Consider the following 24,780-nt stretch of genomic DNA (forward strand, 5'->3'; position numbering starts at 1 on the left):
CCCCACGGTTGCCACTGGTGCTGGCGAAGCCGCGGGGGCCGACGGCGCCGGCTCGTCCAGGAGCTTGCCGATCGGAGTGGGGCTGGTGGGAACCGACGTGGTCGGGCCGGTTTCGCTGCGCGGGGTCGAAGGCACGGGAGCAGGTGCCGTGGCGGGCGCGGCGGGTTGCGAAGGCGCCGGTGCCGGCTGCGGAGCAGGCCTGCCCTTGCCTTCCATGTTGCCCATGAAGTAGAGCGACAGCGGGTCAGGCGTAGTGAAGCCGTCGGTCGGCAGCGGGTAGTTCTGCGTCTGCATCGGCTTGACCAGGTGCGGCGTGATGATGAACACCAGCTCGGTCAGGTCTTGCTGGAACTGCGTGCTGCGGAACAGCGTGCCAAGTACCGGAACCTCACCGGCGCCAGGCAGTGCCTTCAGCGAGCCACGTGCGCTGTCCTGCAGCAGGCCACCGATCGCGAAGCTCTCGCCATCGCGCATCTGCACGGTGGTAGAGGCGCGGCGTGTCGTGATGAGCGGGAGGATCGTCTGTCCGGTCAGCGTGCTGCCGCTGACCGTTGCGCCCGTGGGCGACAGTTCCGAGACTTCCGGCGACACCTTCAGGTGGATCCGTCCGTTGGCCAGCACGGTCGGGGTGAACTTCAGCCCCACGCCGAACTCTTCTTCCTGCAGCGTGATGGTGGAGGCGCCACCGAGCGCGTTGCTCTGCGCGACCGGGATGTAGATCTTGCCGCCAGCGAGGAAGCTGGCTTCCTGACCACTGATGGTGACCAGATTCGGTTCGGCCAGGACCTTTACCAGGCTGTCGTTCTTCTGCGCGTCGATCGCGAGATTGAACGGCTTGTTATTGGCCTTGCTACCGAAGATGCCGGCCGCCGCGCCCGTGAGCAAGTTCGAGATCACGCCACCGGTCCACGATCCGAAGCCGCCCTGGATATTGACTGCCGAACCGAGCTGGTTGAGCAGCGTCTTGGAGACTTCGGCAACCTTCACCTCCAGCATCACCTGCTGCGGGGTGTCGACGGACATCATGTTGAGCACGCCGCCCTTCTTGCCGTTGGCGCCGTCGCCCTGTGCCGCGTTGGCGTACGCCTGGGCGATATCCATGGCCTGCAGCGCCGCCTGTGAGCTGGAGACGCTGCCGGTCAGCACCAGATTGTCCGCGGCGGTCATCACGCGGATGCCCGATTCACCCGGCAGCAACTGGGCCAGCGAGGTCTGCAATCCGTTAGCGTCCGCGTTGACCACCACGTTGATGATGCTGCAACCGCCACTGCGGCCCTGCACGATCATGTTGGTGGTGCCCACGGTGCGCCCGAGGACATAGAGCGTCTGCGGCGACACCATCGTGGCCTGCACGACGTTCGGGTTGCCCAGGGTACGGTTGCGCACTGGCTCAGGCAGCGGAATCAGCTGCGACTTGCCGATCGGCACGATCACGCTCGATTCGTTGCGGATCGCGCCGGAGCAGTTCGGGCCACGGGCGTCAGCGGCAATCGAGGGGGCGGCGGGCACGGGCGCCATGCTGATGGTCATCTGCACCGGCCCTCCCGGGACCTTGACCGCTGGCGAGGCCGCCGGCGTGGTCGACCTGGCAACGTTGCCGGCTTCTACCGCGACCTGTGCTGCGGCGGCGAGTGGTGTGCAGAGGATGGCGGCCAGGACGAAGTGGCGTGTGCCGCGTGCTGCTTCAGTTGTCTTCTGGTTCATTTTTGATCTCCCCCCGGAGAGTGAAGCGGATCTGGATGCGCTAAGCGTCTGGGTGTCTCGGTGCTTCGGCTGTTTCATCCATTGCGGTCAGAAGCACTCCAGGCTGCCCTGGATGCCTGCGAGCACGCCGACACAGTTGCCAGCGCGCGGTGCGGCGGCGACCGTACGGGTCTTGACCACCGTGCGCGTAACGGGAGCCGGCGCAGCGAGCGGAGCCGGCGGGGGCAGTTCGGCCTTGCCGAGCAGCGTGTGCTTGGTGGCGCCGCCAGTGTTGATGTCGGCCACGTCCATCTGATTGCGCAGCACCAGCGACAGCGTTCCCACGCTGCGCGCCACGTCGAGCTTCTCGGCCTGATCCGGCGAGACTTCCAGCGTCACGGCGTTGACCACCTTCGGCTGCGTGTCATCGCGGCTGACCTGTTGCGCCACGGCCAGCACCAGAATCTTCTCGAGCACGATCTTCGAGATGCTGCCGTTCTGCGCGCTCTTGGAGTCCTCGTTGGTGTTGACGATCACATCGACGTAATTGCCTGGCAGCGCGAAGCCAGCCACGCCCACCACATCGTTGACGCGAACCGTGATGGCGCGCTTGCCGTCGTTGATGACGGCGGAGAGGCCGCCCTTGGTGCCCACCGGCGCCAGCTTCGCGTCGATGATGGGTTCGCCGCGTTGCAGGCTGGTGCGGACCACGCGTCCGTCCAGTGTCTTGGGGTCTTCGAATGCACCGGGCGGCACACTGCCGGCGGGCCAGCTGACGAGCTTGAGCTGGCTGCCGTTGAGCGGCTGGCCGAGATCGAGATCGTTCGCTGCTACTACCACCTGCTTGACCGAGCTGGACGACTGCTGCAGCAGCCAGCGGGATGCGGAAACCACCGCCGCCGCGCCGGCCACCAGCGCAACCAGCAGCATCAGGATTGCTCGCGTGTTCTTCATGATGACTCTCCCCTACGTATGTACTTGCTTCCTTCCTGGTTGGGCTGACTCAGCCCGCTGCACGATGGCCGGCGGGCCAGCGGTGTTCGTTGTCCGGCGGTAGTGCTTCCGGTTTGCCCTGCAATCCGTAGTAGCCCTGCCAGGCGCGGCACAGGCTTTCTTCCGTGACTTGCGGTGCGTGGCCGTGGTAGCGCACGTGCGATGCCACAAGCCGCAACAGGTCGCGCGGGATGCACGCGAGCAGGGGTGTGTCGCTGGAGAAATGCAGGCTCTCCAGCAGGAAATCGAAGGCGGGCTCCGGCCACGTCAGACCGAGTTCGGTGGCCGTGCGCAGGCAGACTTCGCGGTAGTCGTCGATCGGCAGCGGCCCCACGTAGAGCTTGCTGCCAAGCCGGCGCAGGAACGCATCGTCGCTGAGGTCCGTGGGCGAAAGGTTGGTCGAGAACACCGGCCATACGTCGAAGGGCACCGAGAACCGCACGCCGCTATGAAGCGTGAACATGTCGATGCCGCGGTCCAGCGGCACGATCCAGCGATTCAGTAACTGGTCGACGCCGACCATCTGCCGGCCAAGGTCATCCACGATGTAGATACCGTTGTTGGCCTTCATGTGCGGTGGCGCCTGATAGAAGCCCGAGTTGCTGTCGTAGCGGAGGTCGAGCATCGACAGCGTCAGTTCGCCGCCGGTCAGCACCACGGGACGATGGCAGACGACCCAGCGGCGGTCCATTGACCGGCGGGCGGACGAAGCCTCGCTGTCGTCGATCGGCGTGTGCACGAGCGGGTCCATGATCTGGATGATCTCGCCCGCCACGGTGATCGCATGGGGCACGGGCACCGCACCGGGCAAGAGCGCGCCAAGTCGCTGCGCCAGGTAGGTCTTGCCGCTGCCCGGCGGGCCGTAGATCATCAGTGCGCGGGCGGTGTTCAGCGCCATGCCGATGCTGTCGAGCAGATGGACCGGCGCCACCAGGTTGTGGAATGCCGCGGTGACATCCGCCTTCGTGACCGATGTGTGATGGATCGAGTGATGCTGGATCGCATCGAGGTAAGCCTGAAGCGTGACCGGCGCGGCACCGGCGTAGCTGCAGCGGGCCGAGGTCTCCGCGGCGCGGGCGTAGCCGGCGTCGGTCAGGCGAAATCGCACGTCGATGTCGCTGGCGCCGCGATGGGCCACTTCCAGCAGCCGCTCGCGAACGGCGACCGCCGCGATCTCGTTCACCACAGAGGCAGGCAGCTTGAGCGTGTCCGTCAGGATCGTCAGGGAGACGCTGCGGTGCAGGTAGGCGGCCTTCAGCAACAGCCCAAGCAGCAGCGAGATCTCCAGACCGGTATCCGCGATGGATCGCGGCGGAACGTGCCAGGCCGGCAGCGCGTCGTGATCAGCCTGGGCATGCCGCACCATCGAGGCGACTGCCTCGGGGAGTCTTGTTGCCTGGCCTGCTTCATGGTGCTCTAACATTGCCGTTCCCCTTGTGTTTGTCCCTTGTGGTCCGGTTGGTCCATCACGTGCTGGCGAACAGCATGGTCAGCGTGCCGGCCGCGATCGCCACCCCATAGGGCAGGGAGCCGACGGATGCGCCACCTTGTCCAGTGAGTGCGATCCCGCCGAGGTTGCGCACGACCTGGCGGCCCTTGCCGGATGCCAGCACAAGGGTCAGGGCCCACACGCCCCCAATGACGAACGACGCCAGCGCGATCGATGCGGCAAGGCTTGCGCCGAGCCACGCACCCACGGCGGCCATCAGCTTGACGTCGCCGGCGGCCATGCCGCGCAGCAGGTAAATGGGCAGGAAGATGCCAAGGCCCGTCAGCCAGCCCAGTGCCCATGTGGACGCGCCGGCGGCCAGGCCGTGGATCGTCATCTGGACGGGCAACGCCACCAGCCATGCGCCAAACGTCAGCCAGTTCGGAATGCGGCGCCGCTGCAGATCCGTGGCGGCGGCGGTTAGTACCACCGCGATAACGGTGGGACCGATATAGGGTGAGAGCGTCGGGATGGTGGTCATGGCGTGCTCGGCTCGTTCTGGAATGGTGCGGCCCTTATCAGGGCACCTCCGCGGCGACCATGTCGTAGAGCGCCTTGAGATTGGTGCCGAGGAGGCTCACCGCGCCGATGATGACCATGGCAATCAGCGCTCCCAGCAACGCGTACTCGATGGACGTCACGCCGCGCGTGTCACGTCGGAAGGTGCTGCACATGATCTTGAGACTGGACATGGTGGTCTCCTCGATGGCGTGTCGTGTCGGGTGACTAGGCTCAGGACAGTTCCGAGGCGATCGTGCTGAAGATGCTGCTCAGGTTCGTACCGACGAGCTGCACCGAGGCGATGATCACGACCGCGATCAAGGCGGCGATCAGGCCGTACTCGATGGCGGTGACGCCGTCGTCGTCGCGGAGGAACGCCTTCAAGCTGACGAAGTGGTTGGACATGTGGCTCTCCTTGGGAGGTGATCCGTGATGGCCGGTATCAAAGGTTCGCGGCGTGGCACATGAACCGGCCACGCCGCGAACCGTCGAGCCGTCAGGCCAGTTCGGCGCCGATGAGGCTGAAGACCTTGCTCAGGTTCGTGCCGACGAGTTGCACCGAGGCGATGATCACTACGGCGATCAGTGCGGCGATCAGGCCATATTCGATGGCGGTAACGCCGTCTTCGTCACGGACGAAACGCTTCAGGTTTTGGGTCAGACGTTGCATGGTGGACTCCTTGGGTTGAAAAGCACGCTTGCGACTACGGACAGAAACTTCGAACAGACATCTGTGATTTCAGAGCGGGAGGAAGCGGCAGGACGGTGGCGCGCAGATCGCGCAGCAATGAAATGGCCAACGGCCAGCGCCGACGCTTGCGCCGTGAGGGCAACGCGCCTGCAGCCGTCGCTCGGCGGAGGCATGGATGCACCGTGCCGCGTGTTGGGCGTGGCTTGCGCGAACCATGCAACGGTAGGGCACGCTGCCGCCGCTGCGAGCGGCGGAGATGCGACCCATGGTCCGATGCATTCTCACGAGCTGACCGATAGCTGGCATGGTGTTGCTCCCCGAATCTTTGTTCTTCTGCCGGCGGCGAACAGCTCGCTGGCAGTTGCGGCTTACCGTGAGTGACGGTGCCGCAGGCTGACATAGGCAATCCGTGGGCCAGCCCTGATGAATTCGTTGTCCCACAAGGCTTTGCGGGGAGGCCCGCCTGGCGGGTGCTGCGGCGATGTGGGCGGAATGCCGCGTTTCGGGCCCGCGTCGTTGCCAGCCGGAAACGCTGGGCCCTGATTTATTTTGGATGAGCCCACCGGCGGGTCAGCCCCAGTATGAATGGATCGCCGACATCACTAGGTCGGGCGGATGTGTCGCTCATCCAAAAGAAGTAGTCAGGTGCGGCGCATTACGCAGACCGTTCGCCCTGGAGGATGACAACCGTGGATGCATGACTGCGCGATGCCTGCGCCGGCCCGACTGATGGATGAAGCGGACCCTGCGGAGGGCAACGTTTCCGAATGGAAACGCGCGTGGTTGCCTGCGTTGCGGGGCGGCACGTGCGCTGGCATCGCGCGCCGCCCGCAATCGCTTGTGCGACGCCATTCTCCACCTCCAATCCGCGCGTGATTCAGGAAGGAAACATCGCGCGCACGGATCGCGTTTTCCGGGGCGCCGGCTCGTTCTCGACCCCTTGGGGCGCCTTGCGCTAACGCGCTCGCGTGACAAGACTTAGGCAACACCAGGCGTTGCCGACGTTCGGACAAGACCGCGGCATGGCACCTGCAAGAACATAAGGCAAGAACATAAGGGAACGGGGTGAGTCATGAGTCAGGAAGCAGTGCGGGCGGACACGGGGAGGCAAGGCGGGGCGTGGCTGGATCTGGATCGCGCCCGCGTCTACAGCGCGGCCGTGCTGTTCCTGTTCATGGTGTTGATGGTGACGTGGGCCTGGTACACCGAGGGCTTCACCGATAGCCACGTCAGTCGTCCGGGTACAGATTTCGCCGTGTTCTGGAGCGCATCGTATCTGACGCTGAGCGAGGGGGCAGTGCGGGCCTACGACGTGGCCAGGCACCTGGAGGTGATGGCGACCTACGGGCCGCTCGACATCGGCAACACTGCCGTCCTGCCGTGGCTGTATCCGCCAACGTTCCTGCTGGTGGTCCTGCCGCTGGCCACATTGCCGTTCGCGTTCAGTTACGTGCTGTTCATCACCGCAAGCGCCTATGCCTACCTGTGCGCGATTGGCGGGCTGGTCGGAGCCGGCTCCATGCTGCGGCGCGGCTTGTGGCTGCCGGTGCTGGCGTCGCCGGCCGTCCTGGTCTCGGTCATCCTCGGGCAGAACTCGCTGCTGACGGCGTCGCTGGTCGGTGGGGCGATCTGCCTGCTGGGCAAGCGGCCGGTTCTGGCCGGCGTCCTGATCGGGCTGCTGGCCATCAAGCCGCAGCTGGCATTGCTGATTCCGGTGGCGCTGATCGCGGGTCGCCATTTTCGTACTTTGGCGAGCGCCGCCGCCACGGCGGCGATCTTCGCGGCGGTCAGCGTCGTGATCTGCGGCTGGGAGACGATTCCGGCATTCCTGAACAGTGTCGCGTGGGCCCGCGCAAATCTTGTGGAAGGCACGCCGGAAGGGTGGTACGGCATGCCATCGGTGCTGGCCGCCGCGCAGCTGTCAGGGTTGAACCGCGCTTCGGCCTACGCCGTGCAAGGGCTGGCAGCGCTCGCCGCCGCGGCCGCCGTCGTCTATGTATGGTCCCGCACGCGCGAGGCGCCACTGTGCGCCGCCGTGCTCGCCGCCGCCGCGTTGCTGGCCACGCCGTATGTCCGTCACTACGAACTGACGTGGCTGGGGATCGCGGTCGCGGGTCTCGTCGGCGATGGCATTCGTCATGGCCTGTCCAACCGCGAGCGCCTCTTGTTCCTGGTGGCGTGGTGGTTGCCGATCTTCGAACAGATGAACCCCAAGCTCGGAATGCCGCAGATCGGCCCCGTTATCTCGGCATTGCTTGTGATCGTGGCCGTTCGTCGGACCATGGCCCGCACTGCGTCCGCGTCGGTGCCGGCGCCGGTGGGAACCTGACATGGCCACGCTGCAGGCTGCCGCGCGCCGGGCACGGGACGATGCGTCACGCTCGCATTGGCTCGATGCCAGCCGGTTGCGGCTCTATTCGTGCGTGGCGATTGCCTGCTACGCGCTGTACTTCGGGATCTGGCTGTTCCGCGCCTGCGTGCTGAAGGTACCGGGCGTATTCGCACCGGGTGGCGATTTCGTCGTGTTCTGGAGCACGGCGAAGCTGGCGTTATCCAGTGGGGCGGCCGCGCCCTACGATCTGGGCGCGCTGCGGCATGTGGAACTCTCCGCGGTGCCCGGGCTTGCCATCGGCGATGGTGTGCTGCCCTGGCTGTATCCGCCCATGTCGTTGTGGTTCGTATTGCCGTTCGGGCTGGTGCCCTATGGACTGGCCACGTTCGTGTTTCTGGTGGGTGGCGTTGCCTGGTTTGCGTGGGCGCTATGTCGCACGTTGCCATGGCGCGATGCCCGGCTGGCGGCGGTTGCGTTTCCCGGCATCGTGGTGGTGCTGGCCACCGGACAGAACTCGCTGTGGCTTGCGGGCTGCGCCGGCCTGGCACTGACGTGCCTGCGCTCGCGTCCGTTGCTGGCGGGGGTGCTGCTGGGCGTGGTGGCGATGAAGCCACAGCTCGCGCTGATGGTCCCGGTGGCGCTGCTTTGCGCGCGCGCTTGGCGTGTGCTGGGCGCCATGGCTTGCACGACGCTGGTGCTGACGGTGGCGTCGCTGCTGGTGTTCGGCTCGGAGCCCTTCGCCGCATTCCTGCGCAACGCCGCCATGGCGCGCGAGTCGGTGGAGCAGGGCTCCGCACTGATGGCGCGGATGCCAACGGTGTTTGCCTCAATGAAGCTGATCAGTGGCGGCTTGCTGTTGCCTTACGCGATACACGGTCTGGTGGCAGCGGCAGCGCTGGCGTCGGTGGTGTATGCGTGGTCCCGGCCCTGCAGCTTCGCGCTGCGTGCCGCCGTACTTGTGGTGGCTGGGTTGCTGGTGCCGGCCTACCTGTATGACTACGACCTCGTGTTCCTCGGGCTGGCAATTGCCTGGCTCGGCGCGCACGGCCATCGCGCCGGCTGGTTGCGGGGCGAGCGGGAGTTGCTGGTGCTGCTGTGGCTGATGCCGCTGTGGAGCCGTGTGACAGGTCCGGAGATCGGATTCCAGCCGTTGCCGCTCGGGCTGATGCTCGCGTTGGCGCTGGGCGTCTGGCGAATCCGGCTGGAAAGGATGGACAAGGCATCGTTCAATGCCTGATGACGGAGCGCGCGGCAACGCGTGCCGGGAGGAAAGAGATCATGGCCGACTATGACGACATCCAGCTCCTGTCGCTGGTGGTGCCGTTCTACAACGAGGGCACCGCGCTGCAGGCGTTCTTCGACCGTGTGGTGCCGATCCTGGAATCGGTGCCAGCCACGCGCTTCGAGATCGTCTGCGTCAACGATGGCAGTGCCGACGACACGCTCGCGCGGCTCGTCGACATCTCGCGGCGCGATGGCCGCATCCGTGTGATCGACCTTACGCGCAACTTCGGCAAGGAGGCGGCATTGACCGCGGGCATCGACGAAGCATTCGGTGACGCGGTAATCCCGATCGACGCCGATTTGCAGGACCCGCCGGAGCTGATTCCCACCCTCGTCGAGAAATGGCGGCAGGGCGCCGAAGTGGTGCTGGCGCAGCGTGCCAGCCGCGCCAGCGATTCGTTCCTGAAGCGTGTCACCGCGACGGCCTACTATCGCGTGCATAACTGGCTGTCGGACCTGAAGATTCCGGAGAACGTCGGGGATTTCCGGCTGATGGACCGCGCCGTTGTCAACGCGCTGAAGCAGTTGCCCGAGCGGCACCGTTTCATGAAAGGGCTGTTCGCCTGGGTTGGCTTCAATACGGTAGTCGTCCAGTACGAGCGCGCGCCGCGCTGCGCCGGGGAATCGAAGTTCTCAGGCTGGCGGCTCTGGAACCTGGCGCTCGAAGGCATCACCAGCTTCAGCACGTTGCCGCTGCGAAGCTGGACGTACGTCGGGTCGTTCATCGCCATGATCGCCTTCTGCTACGGCACGTTCATCGTGGCGCGCACGCTGATCCTGGGGGTCGACGTGCCGGGTTATGCCTCCGTGCTGTCGCTGCTGCTGTTCTTCGGTGGCATCCAGCTCATCGGGCTGGGCGTGCTGGGCGAGTATATCGGCCGCATCTACGACGAATCGAAGGGCCGCCCGATCTATCTGGTCAAGCGCCGCTACCAGGAGCGCCGTCCGCAAGGCCGCGCCGTGGGCAATGGCCGCGTCATCCCGATCGCGGCGGCGGCCAAGCGGCACTGAGAGCTTCTGAAGCTGCCCTTCCGTTCAGGATTGGACGGTGCTTCTCGCGGCTTGATGACGCAGGACGATCAGGCCAAGGAGGCACACCAGCACGAGGGGCGTGAGTTGCGGGACGTGGTCGATGAAGAACGGGCTGAGGCCCTGCATCGGCGCGAACCAGGTGACGATCAGCAGCAGGCGCTCCCATCCACGGCTGCCAAAGCGGATCATGTCGACGCAGAGCAGGGCCACGGGAATGGCCAGCCACGCAAGGTCGTAGTAGATCAGATAGGGCTGCGTGAGCAGGGTACCAACCACGAGCGTGGAAGCGCTCAGCGCGAGCCGAGGCCTGGTGCACCATACCCACACGCATGCCGCGATCGCGCAGAGCGCCACGGCGGCATGCACGCTGTTAGCCAGCGGAATGCTGGCACCGGCCACGTACAGCACACCAAAGACCGTCGGCGCGCCGCGCAACGTGTCGATGTTCACGGCCACTGTTTCCCGGAACATCGCCAGGCTGTGCAGGAACGCCGGGTAGATGTCGACGCCGAAGGCCATGACAGTCAGGCCGACGAACAACGTAGAGCATCCCGCCGCCGCAGCCATTGTGGTCCAGCGCCGCTCGCAGAGGAGCATCAGGGGAAACAGCACGCCGAGCTGCGGCTTGACGCAAAGCAGCGCAATGCAGGCCCCCGCAGCCACCGGGTGACGACGCATGAGCCAAAGCGCGCCACCCGCGGCTGCCAGGGTGTACAGCGAGTTCTGACCCGAAATCAGCGTGGTCCAGACTCCTGGGAATGCGAGCGCGGGAACGAACCAGTAACGGTGCAGATGGCCGACCACGGCGCGCAGATAGCCCAGATACAGCGCGATGCCCGTCAGCGCGAACAGGACAAGCGCCATGCTGAAAGGCAGCGCGGCAAGCGGGTAGATCATCAGCAGGAACGTGGGGGGATAGGCGAACGGACCGAATGTGTTCGGCAGTAGCGGTGTCTTCGCCACGCGCAGCAGTTCCCAATCGTAGGCAGCGACCGCGCCATGCATCTGCGCGAGTCCCGAGGCGCACCAGTAGACGACGAAATCCCAACCCAGACGCGGCACAGTCGGATTGGCAATGACCGAGTGGCCGTACCACCACGCCGTGACCACGACGCATTCGAGCACCAGCAAGGTGGCGGCATACAGGCAGATGCGTCCCGGCGTGAGCCAGCGGACAGGGGTGGCGCTGTCGAGCGAAGCCGTCTTGGGCGTGTCGGTGGCGGCTGGCATGGGGGCTCCTCGAGGTGATGCGGATGGCCGGCCGGGCCAGGCACGCCCGCCCGGTGGCATGGTGTGGCTGCTCGGTCAGCGATACGTCCAGGTCCGGTGCAGCACGAACGTGACCGCCGGCACCACCGACAGGATCGCGGCGAGACCGGCCCAATAGCCAAGGCCAAGCGCCTGCGCGCCGGCAGAGATGCCAAGTGTCAGGCCCAGACCCAGCAGCGATACGATCAGAAAGCGCACGTAGCTGTCACGCGTGGGGATAGCGCCGAAGCTCCACAGCGTATTGAGCAGATACGACGCGATATTGGCGACGACGAACGCCACGCCGTTGGCGCCCACCTGCGAGGCATGGAGCAGGTAGATCAACGGGGTGGCCACCGCCACGTGGATGCCGGTGGCGATGACGCCGGATACACCGAATCGGAAGAGCCGGACCAGTGTGTCCCGCGCGGGCAGGCGATGCCAGATGGCATGGCCGGCCGGCTCGCCTGGCACGTCTCGGGAGCGGGACTGGACTTGCAGCATGTTCGAACTCCGCGTCGTGGATCGACACCAGCCTTCAGTTCTGCACGCAGACCAGTCCCACGTTGCCCTTCCGCACCTGCAGCTTGTAGTCGCGCATGAGCCGGAACAACGTGACTCGCGAGATGCCAAGCTCGGCCGCCACGTCGATCAGACGTTCGTGGTGGCGTTGCAGCGCTTCGAGGATCGCGGCCTGCTCGGCCGCTTCGCGAATCGCGGCCAGCGTCGGCGGCTTGCTTTCCACGGGTGTGTCGAGTTCGAGGTCGGAGGGCTGGATGACCCCGTTCTCGCACATCGCCGCGGCAAGGCGGATCCGGTTGAGCAGCTCGCGCACGTTGCCTGGCCAGACATGGGTGGTGATGGCGCGCAGGGCCATGGGCGAAAAGCCACGGATGTGCTCGGGCGAGTCCTTGCGGACGGAATCCAGGATATGTTCGGCCAGCAGCAGCACATCGGAGCCGCGTTCGCGCAGCGGTGGCTGCTTGACGCGCAGCACGCACAGGCGGTGAAAGAGGTCGCCACGGAACCGTTCGGTCGCCACGGCGGCTTCGAGGTCGACGTGCGTGGCCGAGATGACCCGGACATCGACGGCGACGGATTCGGTACCACCCAGCCGTTCAATCCGGCCTGTTTCCAGGAAGCGCAGCAGACTGGTCTGGCTCTCGAGCGGCATGTCGCCGATTTCATCCAGGAACAGCGTGCCGCCTTGCGCGATCTCGATCCGGCCCGGCTTGCGCTTGGTCGCGCCCGTGAAGGCGCCACGCTCGTAGCCGAACAGTTCGGACATCAGCAAGGTGGGCGGGATGGCCGCACAGTTGACTGCGACGAACGGCTGGTTGGCCCGGCGCGAGGCGCGATGGATGGCCTGCGCGGCGAGTTCCTTGCCGGTGCCGGATTCACCGGAGATCAGTACCGGCGTGTCCCACCGCGACACCTTCTCGATGCTGCGGAACAGCGCCTGCATGGCATTGCATTCGCCGATGATCCCGTGCGGGCGCGTCAGCGGCACGGCTGGCTGCTCGCGGCCCGGCCGCAGGGCTGCCATGCCAACCGCGTGTCCGAGCGTCCGGCTCAGCTCGGCCATGTCGAACGGCGCCGTGTAGTAGTCAATGAAGTACAGGCCGAGCAGCTTGCGCGCCGTGTCCGTCAGCTCGTCGGCGCAGCTGATCGCGCCAATCCAGCCGATCTGGCGCGTCGCCAGCCAAGGCTCCATCAGTTCGAGATCGGCATCGCTGAAGCCGCTCTGGAAGTCGAGCAGGCCCGCCGAGAATGGTCCGTCGAGCGGCAGCGCGGCCAGATCCTCGAGGCTGTTCGCGAACACCAGCTTCCAGCCGTGCTGCGATAGATAACGGCACAACGACGCGTCGTGATGCCTGGAGACATACAGCAACGGGCGGTTGACATAGTGACTCATTTTTTCCCCCAGCCTTTTTTTGTTTTTCCCGCTGCGCGGCGAGGCGCCATGGACGCCTTCGGCCACGTTGCTCAAGGGAGAAGGGGGATGCTGGAACGCTGGAGGCAAGCCTGCCCGGCGCGACTGCGCCCGGCTGCACGTCACGAACCAAAGCGCAACCCATGCCGCCTGGTAGTGATCGTGACTAACCCCCGGATTCCGGCTGTTGGATTCGCCGATTCCCGTTTTCCCGCAAGCATTTTCCCGGCCGGCCTTCCGGACTGACTGCTTACCCCAATAGGCCGCAAACTACGAAAAGAAACCCCGGGACTATGACGTCGTGGTGGCACCCGGCTGTTGCGCCAGATGCCACCACGCGGATTGGATCCGCGCATCACTGCGTCGGTCCATCGCTTATTTGCGGATCGAATTGCCTGGGAGCACTCCGGCGCCGCACGACTGACCCGTCCCTGGAATCAGCCCTTTGACGGGAATATGGTCGTGGATCTCTCAATCTCGCTAAGCACATGATTTTTAAGGATTTTCATTTTTGTGCGTGGAAATTGCAGGATGGCGTCGCAAAAAGTGTTTCGTTGATGAAACCTTGGCGCGATTGATGATCGGCAGGCGCACGGCGTTCGCCCAGGGGCTAGTCCCCATAATTGATTAGCCCATATGCTCGCCATTGCATGTTTTTACCCCTCGACGGGGGTGTTTAATACGATCCGCACGTTTCTCTGGAAGTCATTCTGTAGAAAAATTTCATGGGACTGATGTCTCTCTTCTGATACTTTTCTGGACGACTTGCCTTGAGATAAGTCTTGGCCTGGGACCTGCGCCAGGGAGAATCCGGAAGTTGCTGAAACTCATTCTCGATGCCGAGCCCATTTCATCGGGAAAATATCGGCTCCAGTCCATCGTTTGGTCTATTTTTCTCACTTGCCCTCGCCTTTACGGATGAGTTCGGAGGGGTAAGGGACGCATTTGCCAGTTTCGGAGTCAGATGGTTGCAATTCTGAAACTGGCTATCCAACTAAATGCGCAACCTGTTTCACAATTGAGAGTCATTTTCCGGCGCAATGCCGGCAATCTGCTCCTTGAGCCAGGCATGAAAGCGCAGGATCGCCTTTTCGCGCGGATTGCCTTCGCGCCAGGTCACCCAGTAATGCAGGCTCGATGGAATCCGCGTGGTGCCGATCTGCACGAGTTGTCCGCTGGCGATGTAGTCGTGCGCGAGCTGCGCGCGAGCGGTGGCCACGCCCAGGCCGGCCACGGCCGATTGCAGCATCAGGCCGGCATCCTGGAAGATCGGCCCCCGCACGGGTTCGTCGGGCGGCAGGCCGGCCAGCAGCAGCCAGTCGCGCCATGGCCGGAGCGCGAAACGCAGCATCGGCAGCCGGGGCAGGTCCGCCACGGTGAAGCCCGGATACCGCGCCAGCAGCGAAGGGCTGGCCACGGCGATCACGTAGTCCTCTAGGAGGTTGTGGCATTCGAAGCCGGGCAGGTCCACGCGCTGGTGCCAGATGCCGACGTCTACCGCGTAGGGGTCGGGCGGCGAAATCTCCGCATGCAGCCGCAGATGCAGATCGAGCTCGGGCGCCTGTGCGTGCAGGCTCGGCAGCCGGCGGATCAGCCAGGCGTTAGCAAGGTCTGCCATCACACTGACCTGCAGTTGCACCACGGGTGGGCCTGACACGCTGCCGGCTTCCCGCAGGGCCGATTCAAGCTGGTCAAGCGCGCCGCGCACCTGTTCGGCCAGGCGCGTGCCGGCGCTGGTCGGCGTCATGTTGAGGCCAGTGCGCTGGAACAGCTTGGTGCCAAGGTTGCTCTCGAGCGCGCGGATGTGGTGGCTGATGGCGCTATGCGTCAGGGCCAACTCCTCGGCTGCGCGGGTGAAGCTGCGGTGGCGCGTGGCCGCCTCCAGTGCGCGAAGCGCCTGAAGCGGGGGCAGATGGGGGGAGCGCGAGTGACGCGGGGGGCGCGAATCGGTCATGGTCGTCAAATTCTACTCACAATTGCCGCAGGTATCTTTCGCTGGTCTTGCACCATACCGGTGACGACAATGCATGCATGACTGCATCCACTACCAATCCGGCCACTGACATGGCCTCCCAGCCTAACCATGCGTCTGGCGCGCGCTGGCGCGTGCTGGCGTTCTTCTCGCTCGGCTTCCTGGTCTCTTATGTGTTCCGGGGTGTCAATCTCGGTTTCGCGCCCTATCTGACGCGCGAACTGGGACTTACCGCAGGCGATCTCGGGCTGCTCACGAGCTTCTATTTCCTCGGGTTTGCCTGCGCCCAGTTGCCGGCCGGCATCCTGCTCGACCGCTTCGGCCCGCGCCGTACCGAGGCCGTCATGCTGATGTTGGCCGTGGCGGGCTCGCTCGTGTTTGCCTGGGCGCCGGGGATGGTGGGGCTTGCTGCCGGGCGGGCGATGATCGGCGTGGGCGTATCGGTCTGCCTGGGCGCCGCGATCCAGGCGCTGTCGATGTGGTTTCCGCTGTCGCGCATGCCATTGCTGAACGGGCTGGTCATGGCCATCGGCGGGCTGGGTGCGGTGGTCGTGGGTGCGCCGCTGTCGTGGCTGCTGTCATGGACCGACTGGCGCACCATCAGCGCCGGCATGGCCGTCATATCGTTCGGCATGGCCGCGCTGCTCTGGTTTGGCGTGCCCGACGTGAAGCGCCAGGGCAAGGAGAGCTTTGCCGAACAGTTGCGTGGCACGCGGCAGATCCTGAGCAGCGAGCGCTTCTGGCGCGTGGTGCCGCTGACGCTGCTGAACCAGGGCATTTTCCTGGCGGTGCAGACGCTTTGGGTCACCGCGTTCATGCGCGATGTGCAGGATCTGGGGCCCGGCGAGAGCGCGCGTCTGGTGTCGGTGATCGGGTTTGCGATGATGGCCGGTTGCATCGGCGCGGGCTGGGCCGCGCGTCACCTGGAGCGCCGTGGCATCAGCCTGTATGCGCTGGCCGGCTCCGGCATGATCGGCTTCATCGTGATCCAGTTGCTGCTGATGGCCCGGCTGCCATTCCTGCCGCTGGGGCTGCTGTGGGCGCTGTACGGTGTGTTCGGCTCCACCGGCATCCTGACGTACGCGCTGCTGGCGCGACGCTTTCCCGACGCGCTGATTGGCCGGGCCACCACTGCCATGACGCTGACCGTGTTCCTGGCCACCTTCGTGTTCCAGGTGGGCATCGGCTTCGTGCTCGATTTCTTCCCATTGAATGGCGACCGTTACCCGGCGTCGGCGCACCTGATGGTGTGGGCCGGGCTGGTGGTGATCCAGGTGCTTGCTGCCATCTGGTACTTGATGGAAAAACGCTCCTGAGCGTTCTCCGGGAGGCGCCGATCTTGACGCCCCGTTGGCGCCTCGAAACTCCCGGGCCGCAGCGGCTTTTCCGGCGTCCGGAATTACTCGAAATGGGTTATTGGCGTGCTCTTGCACGCCCGCCATACTCCCCCGGACGGAGCGTCCGCGCGGGGGCATCCGCAGTAAGAAATCATTAAGAAAGGGCCACTGCAGTCCTTATCCTCGCGCGCATCCGCCGCATCACCTGCTGTCGACGCATTGCATTCCCAAGATGTCTTTGCCGTAACAACGACGCCTTCGCCCGAAGGCGGAAAACAGTCGGTGTCCTACGAGGGGTCTACATGTTTAACGGATTTGCAGCCGTCCCCGGCGCAGTCGTGCCGTATTCGTACAACTGGCTCATGGTGGGCCTGTCCTTCCTGATCTCCGCGTGCGGGGCCTACGTGGCGTTGCGATGGTGCCGGGGTATCCGAAAACCGAACGGCCGCCTGGATGTGGATCGCCTGATGTGCGCGAGCGTCGCGCTCGGCGGTGGCGCGGTCTGGGCGATGCACTTTATCGGCATGGTCGCGTATCAGACGCCGACCCATATGGAATTTAGCCTGCTGGTCACGCTGGCTTCGCTGTTGGCCGTGATGGTGTTTGCCGCCGCCGGTCTGGCGAAGGCATCGAGTCCCACGGGTAATCCCCTGACCAATACGATCAAGGGCGGCGTGCTGACGGGCACCGGCGTGGTGGTGATGCACTACACCGGCATGGCCGCGATTCACACCAACAGCGTGTTCGAGTGGGATCTGTTCATCGTGGCGCTGTCCGCGTTGATCGCCATTGTCGTGTCCGCGGTCGGCCTGTGGCTGGCCACCAACGTGAAGACCGTGGCGCAGCAGATCGGCGCCGCGCTGGTGATGGCCGTGGCGGTTTGCGGGATGCACTACACGGGCATGACGGCGGGCACCATGATCTGCACCGGCCGCACCTACTCGCCGACGCTGCTCGCGCTGGAAGGCGACAACATGGGTTATGCGGTCTTCGCGCTGACAGCTGTGGTGCTGATTTTCATTCTGGTGATCGAGGCGACGCGCAGTGGGTCGCAATCGGTTTCGGTGGTGTCGGCCAGCGGCCGCCGCTGATGCGCAACGCGGGCGGGGCATGGCTCCGCCCGGTTGCGTGACAGGTCAGAGCACGATCGGTCGATCGTCGAGTTCGTTGGGATTGTTGCCACCACTGGCCGGGAAATGGCGCGTCAGCAGCGTGTGAATCTGCGCGATGGCTTCGAGCACCGGCTCCACCGACACGTTTCGCGCCAAGCCTTGCGCCAGATGGGCGCAGATGTCATGCCAGGCCTCGGGCTTCACGCGTGCGTCGATGCCGCGATCGGCCAGCAGTTCCACCGCATGGTCGGCCAGGTTGATGTACAGCAGCACGCCGGTATGGTCCTCGGTGTTCCACACTTCGAGTGCGCCGAACAGCGTGCGGGCGCGGGCGCGCGGCGTCACGCCGCGCCAGGCCAGCGACAGGGGCAGATTTGCCTCGATGACGACGCGCACCTCGCCGCGATGATGCTGCTCGCCCGTGTGCACGGCTACCTGGAGCTGGTGCCGTGCCTCGTCGGGAAACGCCCTGTGCGCGACGCTGTGACCCGTGCCGATATGCCGCAGCGCGCGCTTGAGCGACTGATGAAACGGCGGACGCGGATGGCTGGCCTTTTTCATGATGGTCTCTCCGTTACCAGTTGCCGGATGAGCCGCCGCCGTCGAAGCCGCCGCCGCCACCGCCACTGAAGCCACCGCCGGAGTCGCCTCCGCCGAAGCCACCGCCACCTCCACCTCCACCGCCCCAACGGCGGCCGATTTCGTAACCGGTCATGCCGCCGAGCCCGCCGGCGGTGACGTCGGGCCAGCCGCGCCGGCCGGTGACGACATGCGGGCCGCGGCTACTGCGCAGGATGGCGGACAGGAAGAAGAACACGATGATCGCCAGCGGGAAGAGCACCGGCAGCCAGTTGGCCACGTTCTCGGTGGGCGTCTGGCGCGCGCGGTTGGGCGCGGCCAGTCCTTCCTTGTCGATCAATGCCTGGATGGCGGAAATGCCGGCGGAGAGTCCGCCGTAGAAATCGTTTTGCCGGAAATGGGGAGCCATCACGTCCTGTAGGACGCGATTCGACATGGCATCGGTCAGCGACCCCTGCACGCCACGGCCCACTTCGATGCGCATCCGCCGCAGTCCGGGCGGATTGTCCTTGGCGATCAGCACGATCACGCCATCGTCGACGCCCTTGCGGCCCGCGCGCCAGGCGTCCGCCACGCGGATGCTGTAGGCGTCGATCGTCTCCGGCGCGGTGGTCGGCACCATCAGCACGAAGATCTGGCTGCCGCGCTGCTGCTCGTATTCGGCCAGCACGTTTTCGAGCGAGCTGCGCTGATCGGCGCTCAGCGTCCCGGTCAGATCGGTCACGCGTTGCGTGAGCGCGGGGACGGCGACGAAGCCGTCCGCTGCCCATGCCGGGAGCGCCAGCATCAGCGCCAGGAACCAGAAAACGACGGCCTTGCGCATCATGATGGTCGTGGTATCAGAACTTCACGGCGGGCGGCGTGGAGATGGCCTTCTCGTTCTCCACGGTGAACGACGGCTTGACCGGGTACTTGAAGATCATCGCCGTGAGGTTGGTCGGGAAGCTGCGTGCCAGCACGTTGTAATCCTGCACGGCTGCGATGTAGCGCTGGCGCGCCACCGTGATGCGGTTCTCGGTGCCTTCGAGTTGCGATTGCAGGTCGCGGAACGAGGCGTCGGCCTTCAGCTGCGGGTAGTTCTCGGAGACGGCCAGCAGGCGCGACAGCGCGCTGGTCAGTTGTCCCTGGGCCTGCTGGAACCGCGCGAAAGCCTCGGGATCGTTGAGGGTCTCGGGCGTGACCTTGATGCTGGTGGCCTCGGCGCGTGCCTTGGTGACGGCTTCAAGCGTCTCGCGTTCGTGTGTGGCGTAGCCCTTGACCGTGGCGACCAGGTTCGGAATCAGGTCAGCGCGGCGCTGGTACTGGTTAATGACCTCGCCCCATGCCGCCTTGACGGCTTCGTCCTTGGCCTGGAAGTCGTTGTAGCCACAGGCGGAGAGCAGGCTTGCCAGCATGGCGATCGCCAGCCAGCGGAACAGGGCGGTGGAAGAGGCAGCGCGCATCTAGGGCTCCGGCAAATGTCAGGGGTCGATAACGTTGAAGTGTAGCGCAGGGTGATTGCCGTACATTGTCAAAAGCTGTCAAGGCGCCACGCTCCGGCAAGCGGGCAGGGCGCTGGATTGGTATCCGGGCACTTGACCACGCCCGCCGTGCCGGCTAGATTCTCCCCCATGCCGCGCGTATCCAATGCCTCCACGACTCGCATCGCCCTCCAGGGCGTGGGTCAGGCCGCGCGCGCCAAAGCCAAAAAACAGTCGCTCGTCTGACCGGAGCGCACTGTTCCGTCAGATGGGCGACGGAACAGTACCGGTCGAAGGGGCGATCTGCCCGCGTTTGCATTCCCCGTGTCCTGCCGCGTCGCGCTCTGACGGTTTCCGAATCGGTCGATCCGGAGTCCTTTCATGCAGAACACGCAGTCCCATCCTGGTTTTCGCGGCATCTGGCTGCCGCTCGTGACCCCTTTTCATCGTGGCGAAGTCGATTTCGACGCCTTGCAGCGTCTGGTTGGCCACTTCAGCGTAACGGGCATCGCCGGCTTCGTCGTATGCGGCAGCACTGGCGAGGCGGCTGCGCTGGAGGAGCCCGAGCAACTGGCTGTGCTCGACACGGTGCTCGAATGCGCCAACGGGCTACCGGTGATCATGGGTCTGGCCGGCAACCATCTGGGCCATGTGCTGGCACGCCTGGGCCGCTGCAACGAACGGCCGCTGGCGGGCGTGCTGGCCCCCGCGCCGTACTACATCCGTCCGTCGCAGGACGGATTGCGCGACTACTTCCGGCGACTGGCAGATGCTTCGCGGGCCCCGCTGGTGCTCTATGACATTCCGTACCGAACCGGCACGACGCTGACGCTGGAGACGCTGCTAACGCTGGCTGATCACGGCAATATCGGCGCGATCAAGGATTGCGGCGGCAATGCCCTTAGCACGCAGGCGCTGATCGCCGATGGCAGGCTGGCGGTGTTGGCGGGAGAGGATCACCAGCTTCTCGGCACGCTGGCGTTGGGCGGGCAGGGCGCGATCATCGCTTGCGCGCACTTCCATCCGGAGCGGTTCGTGGCGATCTGGCGCGCCGTGTCCGAGGGTCGGCTGGACGAGGCGCGCCGCTTGTTCTACGCATTGATGCCGCTGATCCAGACGCTGTTCGCGGAGCCGAACCCGGGGCCGATCAAGGCGCTGCTGGCGCGTCAGGGCTGGTTGCGCGACGAGCTGCGCGCGCCGATGACCCGCGCATCGCCGGAACTGGCAAACCAGCTCGCGGCGATGTTCGATGCGATGGATATCGTGAGCGGGGCGGTCAGCCAGCCTTGAAGGCCTTGGCGGCGGCAGCCACCGTCGCTTCGATGATCGCATCGTCATGCTTGGCCGAGACGAAGCCGGCCTCGAAGGCCGATGGCGCCAGGTAGACGCCTTCGGCCAGCATTGCATGGAAGAAGCGGTTGAAGCGGCCCACGTCGGCCTTGGTCACCTCGGCGAAGCTGCCGGGCACTTCGTTGGTGAAGTAGATGCCGAACATGCCGCCGATCGCGTCCGCGCAGAACGGCACGCCAGCCTCACGGGCGGCCTTGGTCAGGCCGTCGGCCAGCTTGCGCGTCTGCGTGGCCAGCCGGTCGTAGAAGCCCGGGGCCTGGATCAGGCGCAGCGTGGTCAGGCCGGCGGCCACGGCCAGCGGGTTGCCGGAGAGCGTGCCGGCCTGATAGACACCACCCAGCGGCGCCAGCTTGGCCATGATGTCACGCCGGCCGCCGAACGCCGCCGCCGGCATTCCGCCGCCGATCACCTTGCCCAGGCAGGTCATGTCCGGCTTGATGCCGTAGTGCGCCTGCGCGCCGCCAAGCGCCACGCGGAAGCCCGTCATCACCTCATCAAAGATCAGCACACTGCCGTGCTCGCTGCACAGGTTGCGCATGGCGGTCAGGAATGCCTTGCTGGCGCGCACCAGGTTCATGTTGCCGGCCACCGGCTCCACGATCACGGCGGCGATCTCGCCCTTGTGGCGCGCGAACGCCTCCTCGAGCTGGGTGACGTTGTTGTACTCCAGCACCATCGTGTGCCGGGTGACATCAGCCGGCACGCCCGCCGACGACGGCGCGTTCTGCGTGGTGTCGGCAAACGTCAGCAGGCCCGAGCCGGCCTTGACCAGCAGGCTGTCGGCATGGCCGTGGTAGCAGCCCTCGAACTTGATGATCAGGTCGCGGCCGGTGAAGCCGCGTGCCAGGCGCAGCGCGCTCATGGTGGCTTCGGTGCCCGACGACACCAGGCGCACCTGCTCGATCGATGGCACGAGCTTGCAGATTTCCTCGGCCATGTCGATTTCGGCTTCGGTCGGCGCGCCGAACGAGAAGCTCTGGGTGGCGGTCTCCTGCACAGCGCGGACCACGTCCGGATGCGCGTGGCCGACGATCATCGGGCCCCAGGAGCCGATGTAGTCGATATAGCGCTGGCCGTCGGCATCCCACATATAGGCACCCTCGGCGCGAGTGATAAAGCGCGGCGTGCCGCCCACCGAACGGAAGGCGCGGACGGGCGAGTTGACGCCGCCGGGAATGGTCTGCTGGGCGCGATCGAAAAGCTGCTGGTTACGGGACATGGGAATCTGGCTGAAAAGGATTCAGGAGGAAAAACATGCGTCCGGCCGGGGGGCGCGTCGGCTTCGAAATGCTCAAAATATGAGCAAATCGGGTGAATTGCGTGCCGTTCGGGCGGCATCTGCACGCTAACATGCGCGAACGCAAACGAAACTGGTGTGAACGCGCCGGGGCATGGGTGGCGTCATCGGCGCTGATTCGGTACCATCTGCGCTTGATTTTAATGGAGACTGGCAAGAGCCTGCATATGGAATACAAGACTTGGATGTGCCTGATCTGCGGCTGGATTTACGACGAAGCCGCTGGCGCGCCGGAAGACGGCATCGCCCCGGGTACCAAATGGGAAGACGTGCCCATCAACTGGACCTGTCCGGAATGCGGTGCGCGCAAGGAAGATTTCGAGATGGTGGCGATCTGAAGCCATTCGCCGTAACTGTTTCCCGTCGCGGGAAAGAGACAGTTCGACAGGCCGGGCCGGAAGCCCCGGATTGACGGCCTAACTATGAATTGTCACACTTTGCGGCAAAACTGCACCCCGGTCCGGCCTGCGCACGCAGGCTGAGCGCGGTGGTATGCAGCTACAAGAATAAAAGGAGCCGCCAGGTCAAGGCGGCTTCCAGCAAGGCAGGCGCGAGCAGTCAGAACGCGCCGCCGGACCGGCCGGGTAGCCGGGTTTGTTGATTGGGAAAGTTGAAATCGGGGGCCGCCGGCACGCCATGGGTGATGCCGTGCGGGAGTTCTCAAGTGAATGCCGGCGTCCGTGCTTCTCTGCGGGCAGTTGGTCGCGGGAACAACATGCGGGTCACGCAAACAGAAATAGACAGCAAGTCTGTCGACGGGGTCAGAATCGGTGCCGATGCCGGCGCCGATGAGGCATCTGCGGTGTCGGGCCGCAGGGTGTCGGGCAAGATTCTTGTCATCGACGACTCCAGCACCATCCGCCGCACGGCGGAAATCTTCCTGACGAACGCTGGCTATCAGGTCATGCTGGCCGAGGACGGATTCGAGGCGCTCGCCAAGGTTGGCGACCTGCGCCCGGACGTCATCTTTTGCGACATCCTGATGCCCCGTCTGGACGGCTACCAGACCTGCTCTCTCATCAAGAAGAGCCCACGCTTCCACGCCATTCCCGTGATCATGCTGTCGTCTCGCGACGGCGTGTTCGACCGTTCGCGCGGCAAGCTTGTCGGCGCGCATAACCATCTTGCCAAGCCCTTTTCCCGCGAAGCCCTGCTGCAGGCCGTCCAGTCCTGCCTGACGGGTTGCGTGGCCGATGAGGGTGCGGCCGTGGCGGCCTGACGACCGGCCGCCCGAAGCATCCAGGAAAAAGACAATGACCATCAGCAAAATCCTTATCGTCGACGATTCGCCCACCGAAGCCCTGTTCATGTCCGACCTGCTCGGCAAGAAGGGCTTCAAGGTCTCCGTGGCCGGCAACAGCGACCAGGCCATGGCCCGGCTCGAGGCGGACGCTTTCGACCTGATCCTGATGGACGTGGTGATGCCGGGCCAGAACGGCTACCAGGCCACGCGCGCGATCAAGCGCGACGACCGCTTCAAGGACATCCCCGTGATCATGTGCACCAGCAAGGGCCTGGAAACCGACCGGATCTGGGGCATGCGCCAGGGCGCGTCGGACTACGTCGTCAAGCCGGTGGACAGCGAGGAACTGCTGTCGAAGATCGCCGCGCTGGCGAACTGAGCCAGCCAGCCCATCAGCAAGCGGGCAGCGCGCTCCGGCACCACTGCCCCAAGGTTTCACCAACCGGTATCCCCATCATGAACGCGCCGCGCCAAGACCTTCGTGCCCGCCAGACCCGCCTGCAGGATTACCAGGCCATGCTGGCCCGGCGTCTGCGCGACGCGCGCAACCTGCCGGCCGTCGATAGCTACCTGGGTGTGGTGGTGGGCCAGCGCAACTGGCTGCTGCCGTTGCTGGAAACCGGCGAGGTGATCGAGATGCGCCAGCCTGCCGGCGTGCCGCTGACGCAGCCCTGGTATCGCGGCCTGGTCAACGCGCGCGGCAACCTGCTGGGCGTGATCGATTTCGCCATGTTCTGTGGCGACGGCCCCACGCCGGTACAGCCGGGCAGCAAGATCGTCGTCCTGTCGCGTCACGTCGAACGTGCGTGCGGCATCATCGCCACGCGCGTGCTGGGTCTGCGCCATGCGGCGGATCTGACGCCGGCTCAGGGTGAGGAACCCGAAGGCTGGCAGGGCTTGCGCTTCGCGGACAGGGAGGGGCGTGGCTGGCAGGTGCTTGATATCGGGCAGTTGCTGGCGTCGCCTGTGTTTCTGCAGGCCGGCCGTACCGTGGCTTGATCAGCGGAATCTGGAAATGAAGCCGTTTCAGAATGAAGCGCAGTGGTTCTGGCTGGGCGCGGGGCCGCAGACAGTACAAGTGGGTTGGCAAGGCCCCGCAACGACGCCGGAATCATTCTGAAGCGGCTTCATAATAACGAACGAACAGAGGGTTGCTATGGGTATCAAGAAGATCGGCCTGGGTCGCCGCACCGCAGCCGCGGGCGCTGCCGCAGAAGTGGCGGCGCCGGGTGGCGCCGCGTTTG

At 65.2% G+C, this 24,780-nt stretch carries 25 protein-coding genes; 10 read left to right on the forward strand and 15 right to left on the reverse strand.

Annotated features, from left to right (window positions below; genetic code table 11):
• The 7 genes from D769_RS10595 to D769_RS10625 form a co-directional block, all read right to left on the reverse strand.
• A partial coding sequence (locus D769_RS10595; RefSeq protein WP_008644841.1) for a type II and III secretion system protein family protein occupies positions 1 to 1,704 on the reverse strand: 1,704 nt, incomplete at its 3' end.
• 87 nt (positions 1,705 to 1,791) lie between these two features.
• Entirely contained in the window at positions 1,792 to 2,637 is an 846-nt protein-coding gene (gene cpaB / locus D769_RS10600) for a Flp pilus assembly protein CpaB (protein ID WP_008644842.1), read from the reverse strand.
• Between the two features lie 49 nt (positions 2,638 to 2,686).
• A complete protein-coding gene (locus D769_RS10605; RefSeq protein WP_193750038.1) occupies positions 2,687 to 4,099 on the reverse strand; it encodes an ATP-binding protein in 1,413 nt (470 codons plus the stop codon).
• A 43-nt stretch (positions 4,100 to 4,142) separates the two neighbouring features.
• Positions 4,143 to 4,646, reverse strand: a complete 504-nt coding sequence (locus tag D769_RS10610; protein WP_008644844.1) for a prepilin peptidase — start codon at positions 4,644 to 4,646, stop codon at positions 4,143 to 4,145.
• 37 nt (positions 4,647 to 4,683) lie between these two features.
• On the reverse strand, positions 4,684 to 4,857 hold the full coding sequence (locus tag D769_RS10615) for a Flp family type IVb pilin (protein ID WP_008644845.1): 174 nt from the start codon (positions 4,855 to 4,857) through the stop codon (positions 4,684 to 4,686).
• Positions 4,858 to 4,897: 40 nt separating this feature from the next.
• The gene (locus D769_RS10620; protein ID WP_008644846.1) at positions 4,898 to 5,071 is read right to left on the reverse strand and encodes a Flp family type IVb pilin; all 174 of its coding nucleotides are present in this window, start codon (positions 5,069 to 5,071) and stop codon (positions 4,898 to 4,900) included.
• A gap of 91 nt (positions 5,072 to 5,162) precedes the next feature.
• Entirely contained in the window at positions 5,163 to 5,336 is a 174-nt protein-coding gene (locus tag D769_RS10625) for a Flp family type IVb pilin (RefSeq protein ID WP_008644847.1), read from the reverse strand.
• Positions 5,337 to 6,429: 1,093 nt separating this feature from the next.
• Between D769_RS10625 and D769_RS10635 the strand changes: the two genes are divergently transcribed.
• From D769_RS10635 to D769_RS10645, 3 genes are read left to right on the forward strand one after another with little or no spacing between them, the layout of a single operon-like run.
• Positions 6,430 to 7,686: a glycosyltransferase family 87 protein gene (locus D769_RS10635; protein ID WP_008644849.1), complete on the forward strand. Its 1,257-nt coding sequence runs from the start codon at positions 6,430 to 6,432 to the stop codon at positions 7,684 to 7,686.
• Between the two features lies 1 nt (position 7,687).
• On the forward strand, positions 7,688 to 8,926 hold the full coding sequence (locus tag D769_RS10640) for a glycosyltransferase family 87 protein (RefSeq protein WP_008644850.1): 1,239 nt from the start codon (positions 7,688 to 7,690) through the stop codon (positions 8,924 to 8,926).
• 41 nt (positions 8,927 to 8,967) lie between these two features.
• Positions 8,968 to 9,984, forward strand: a complete 1,017-nt coding sequence (locus D769_RS10645; RefSeq protein ID WP_008644851.1) for a glycosyltransferase family 2 protein — start codon at positions 8,968 to 8,970, stop codon at positions 9,982 to 9,984.
• 24 nt (positions 9,985 to 10,008) lie between these two features.
• Here the strand turns inward: D769_RS10645 and D769_RS10650 are convergent, their stop codons facing one another.
• The 4 genes from D769_RS10650 to D769_RS10665 all read right to left on the reverse strand — a co-directional run bounded on the left by D769_RS10650 (position 10,009) and on the right by D769_RS10665 (position 15,140).
• Positions 10,009 to 11,235, reverse strand: coding sequence for a glycosyltransferase family 87 protein (locus D769_RS10650; protein WP_008644852.1), 1,227 nt, complete (start codon positions 11,233 to 11,235; stop codon positions 10,009 to 10,011).
• 75 nt (positions 11,236 to 11,310) lie between these two features.
• Entirely contained in the window at positions 11,311 to 11,757 is a 447-nt protein-coding gene (locus D769_RS10655) for a GtrA family protein (RefSeq protein WP_008644854.1), read from the reverse strand.
• A gap of 34 nt (positions 11,758 to 11,791) precedes the next feature.
• The gene (locus D769_RS10660; RefSeq protein WP_008644856.1) at positions 11,792 to 13,168 is read right to left on the reverse strand and encodes a sigma-54 dependent transcriptional regulator; all 1,377 of its coding nucleotides are present in this window, start codon (positions 13,166 to 13,168) and stop codon (positions 11,792 to 11,794) included.
• 1,030 nt (positions 13,169 to 14,198) lie between these two features.
• Positions 14,199 to 15,140 carry a LysR substrate-binding domain-containing protein gene (locus D769_RS10665; RefSeq protein ID WP_008644858.1) on the reverse strand — a complete coding sequence of 314 codons (942 nt, stop codon included), beginning with the start codon at positions 15,138 to 15,140 and terminating at the stop codon, positions 14,199 to 14,201.
• Between the two features lie 77 nt (positions 15,141 to 15,217).
• Between D769_RS10665 and D769_RS10670 the strand changes: the two genes are divergently transcribed.
• Together D769_RS10670 and D769_RS10675 are read left to right on the forward strand one after the other, a co-directional pair.
• Positions 15,218 to 16,474 (forward strand): MFS transporter, encoded by a 1,257-nt coding sequence (locus D769_RS10670; protein ID WP_035881473.1) that lies wholly within the window; start codon positions 15,218 to 15,220, stop codon positions 16,472 to 16,474.
• Positions 16,475 to 16,797: 323 nt separating this feature from the next.
• Complete coding sequence (locus D769_RS10675) at positions 16,798 to 17,586, forward strand: MHYT domain-containing protein (protein ID WP_008644862.1); 789 nt, start codon at positions 16,798 to 16,800, stop codon at positions 17,584 to 17,586.
• A 45-nt stretch (positions 17,587 to 17,631) separates the two neighbouring features.
• On the opposite strand, the gene D769_RS10680 is transcribed toward D769_RS10675, so the two are convergent.
• From D769_RS10680 to D769_RS10690, 3 genes are read right to left on the reverse strand one after another with little or no spacing between them, the layout of a single operon-like run.
• Complete coding sequence (locus tag D769_RS10680; RefSeq protein WP_008644864.1) at positions 17,632 to 18,168, reverse strand: TPM domain-containing protein; 537 nt, start codon at positions 18,166 to 18,168, stop codon at positions 17,632 to 17,634.
• Between the two features lie 13 nt (positions 18,169 to 18,181).
• A complete protein-coding gene (locus tag D769_RS10685; RefSeq protein WP_008644866.1) occupies positions 18,182 to 19,012 on the reverse strand; it encodes a YgcG family protein in 831 nt (276 codons plus the stop codon).
• Positions 19,013 to 19,025: 13 nt separating this feature from the next.
• Positions 19,026 to 19,628 carry a LemA family protein gene (locus tag D769_RS10690; RefSeq protein ID WP_008644868.1) on the reverse strand — a complete coding sequence of 201 codons (603 nt, stop codon included), beginning with the start codon at positions 19,626 to 19,628 and terminating at the stop codon, positions 19,026 to 19,028.
• A gap of 399 nt (positions 19,629 to 20,027) precedes the next feature.
• On the opposite strand from D769_RS10690, the gene dapA reads away from it, so the two are divergent.
• Entirely contained in the window at positions 20,028 to 20,936 is a 909-nt protein-coding gene (gene dapA / locus D769_RS10695) for a 4-hydroxy-tetrahydrodipicolinate synthase (RefSeq protein WP_008644869.1), read from the forward strand.
• On the opposite strand, the gene hemL is transcribed toward dapA, so the two are convergent.
• Positions 20,923 to 22,215, reverse strand: a complete 1,293-nt coding sequence (gene hemL, locus D769_RS10700) for a glutamate-1-semialdehyde 2,1-aminomutase (RefSeq protein WP_008644871.1) — start codon at positions 22,213 to 22,215, stop codon at positions 20,923 to 20,925. The two genes, dapA and hemL, sit on opposite strands and share 14 nt — an antisense overlap.
• A gap of 245 nt (positions 22,216 to 22,460) precedes the next feature.
• Between hemL and D769_RS10705 the strand changes: the two genes are divergently transcribed.
• From D769_RS10705 to D769_RS10720, 4 genes are all read left to right on the forward strand, one after another.
• Positions 22,461 to 22,631 carry a rubredoxin gene (locus D769_RS10705; RefSeq protein WP_008644874.1) on the forward strand — a complete coding sequence of 57 codons (171 nt, stop codon included), beginning with the start codon at positions 22,461 to 22,463 and terminating at the stop codon, positions 22,629 to 22,631.
• A gap of 377 nt (positions 22,632 to 23,008) precedes the next feature.
• Positions 23,009 to 23,512: a response regulator gene (locus D769_RS10710; RefSeq protein WP_008644875.1), complete on the forward strand. Its 504-nt coding sequence runs from the start codon at positions 23,009 to 23,011 to the stop codon at positions 23,510 to 23,512.
• Positions 23,513 to 23,546: 34 nt separating this feature from the next.
• A complete protein-coding gene (locus D769_RS10715) occupies positions 23,547 to 23,915 on the forward strand; it encodes a response regulator (RefSeq protein ID WP_008644878.1) in 369 nt (122 codons plus the stop codon).
• Between the two features lie 77 nt (positions 23,916 to 23,992).
• Entirely contained in the window at positions 23,993 to 24,535 is a 543-nt protein-coding gene (locus tag D769_RS10720; RefSeq protein ID WP_008644881.1) for a chemotaxis protein CheW, read from the forward strand.
• Positions 24,536 to 24,780: the final 245 nt, after the last annotated feature.

Source organism: Cupriavidus sp. HMR-1 (genome assembly GCF_000319775.1).
GTDB classification, from domain to species: Bacteria; Pseudomonadota; Gammaproteobacteria; order Burkholderiales; family Burkholderiaceae; genus Cupriavidus; species Cupriavidus metallidurans.

Coding starts and splice junctions, on each gene's coding strand:
- cpaB (WP_008644842.1), bottom strand. CDS start 2,637: ATGAAGAACACGCGAGCAATCCTGATGCTGCTGGTTGCGCTGGTGGCC.
- D769_RS10605 (WP_193750038.1), bottom strand. CDS start 4,099: ATGTTAGAGCACCATGAAGCAGGCCAGGCAACAAGACTCCCCGAGGCA.
- D769_RS10610 (WP_008644844.1), bottom strand. CDS start 4,646: ATGACCACCATCCCGACGCTCTCACCCTATATCGGTCCCACCGTTATC.
- D769_RS10615 (WP_008644845.1), bottom strand. CDS start 4,857: ATGTCCAGTCTCAAGATCATGTGCAGCACCTTCCGACGTGACACGCGC.
- D769_RS10620 (WP_008644846.1), bottom strand. CDS start 5,071: ATGTCCAACCACTTCGTCAGCTTGAAGGCGTTCCTCCGCGACGACGAC.
- D769_RS10625 (WP_008644847.1), bottom strand. CDS start 5,336: ATGCAACGTCTGACCCAAAACCTGAAGCGTTTCGTCCGTGACGAAGAC.
- D769_RS10635 (WP_008644849.1), top strand. CDS start 6,430: ATGAGTCAGGAAGCAGTGCGGGCGGACACGGGGAGGCAAGGCGGGGCG.
- D769_RS10640 (WP_008644850.1), top strand. CDS start 7,688: ATGGCCACGCTGCAGGCTGCCGCGCGCCGGGCACGGGACGATGCGTCA.
- D769_RS10645 (WP_008644851.1), top strand. CDS start 8,968: ATGGCCGACTATGACGACATCCAGCTCCTGTCGCTGGTGGTGCCGTTC.
- D769_RS10650 (WP_008644852.1), bottom strand. CDS start 11,235: ATGCCAGCCGCCACCGACACGCCCAAGACGGCTTCGCTCGACAGCGCC.
- D769_RS10655 (WP_008644854.1), bottom strand. CDS start 11,757: ATGCTGCAAGTCCAGTCCCGCTCCCGAGACGTGCCAGGCGAGCCGGCC.
- D769_RS10660 (WP_008644856.1), bottom strand. CDS start 13,168: ATGAGTCACTATGTCAACCGCCCGTTGCTGTATGTCTCCAGGCATCAC.
- D769_RS10665 (WP_008644858.1), bottom strand. CDS start 15,140: ATGACCGATTCGCGCCCCCCGCGTCACTCGCGCTCCCCCCATCTGCCC.
- D769_RS10670 (WP_035881473.1), top strand. CDS start 15,218: ATGACTGCATCCACTACCAATCCGGCCACTGACATGGCCTCCCAGCCT.
- D769_RS10675 (WP_008644862.1), top strand. CDS start 16,798: ATGTTTAACGGATTTGCAGCCGTCCCCGGCGCAGTCGTGCCGTATTCG.
- D769_RS10680 (WP_008644864.1), bottom strand. CDS start 18,168: ATGAAAAAGGCCAGCCATCCGCGTCCGCCGTTTCATCAGTCGCTCAAG.
- D769_RS10685 (WP_008644866.1), bottom strand. CDS start 19,012: ATGATGCGCAAGGCCGTCGTTTTCTGGTTCCTGGCGCTGATGCTGGCG.
- D769_RS10690 (WP_008644868.1), bottom strand. CDS start 19,628: ATGCGCGCTGCCTCTTCCACCGCCCTGTTCCGCTGGCTGGCGATCGCC.
- dapA (WP_008644869.1), top strand. CDS start 20,028: ATGCAGAACACGCAGTCCCATCCTGGTTTTCGCGGCATCTGGCTGCCG.
- hemL (WP_008644871.1), bottom strand. CDS start 22,215: ATGTCCCGTAACCAGCAGCTTTTCGATCGCGCCCAGCAGACCATTCCC.
- D769_RS10705 (WP_008644874.1), top strand. CDS start 22,461: ATGGAATACAAGACTTGGATGTGCCTGATCTGCGGCTGGATTTACGAC.
- D769_RS10710 (WP_008644875.1), top strand. CDS start 23,009: ATGCGGGTCACGCAAACAGAAATAGACAGCAAGTCTGTCGACGGGGTC.
- D769_RS10715 (WP_008644878.1), top strand. CDS start 23,547: ATGACCATCAGCAAAATCCTTATCGTCGACGATTCGCCCACCGAAGCC.
- D769_RS10720 (WP_008644881.1), top strand. CDS start 23,993: ATGAACGCGCCGCGCCAAGACCTTCGTGCCCGCCAGACCCGCCTGCAG.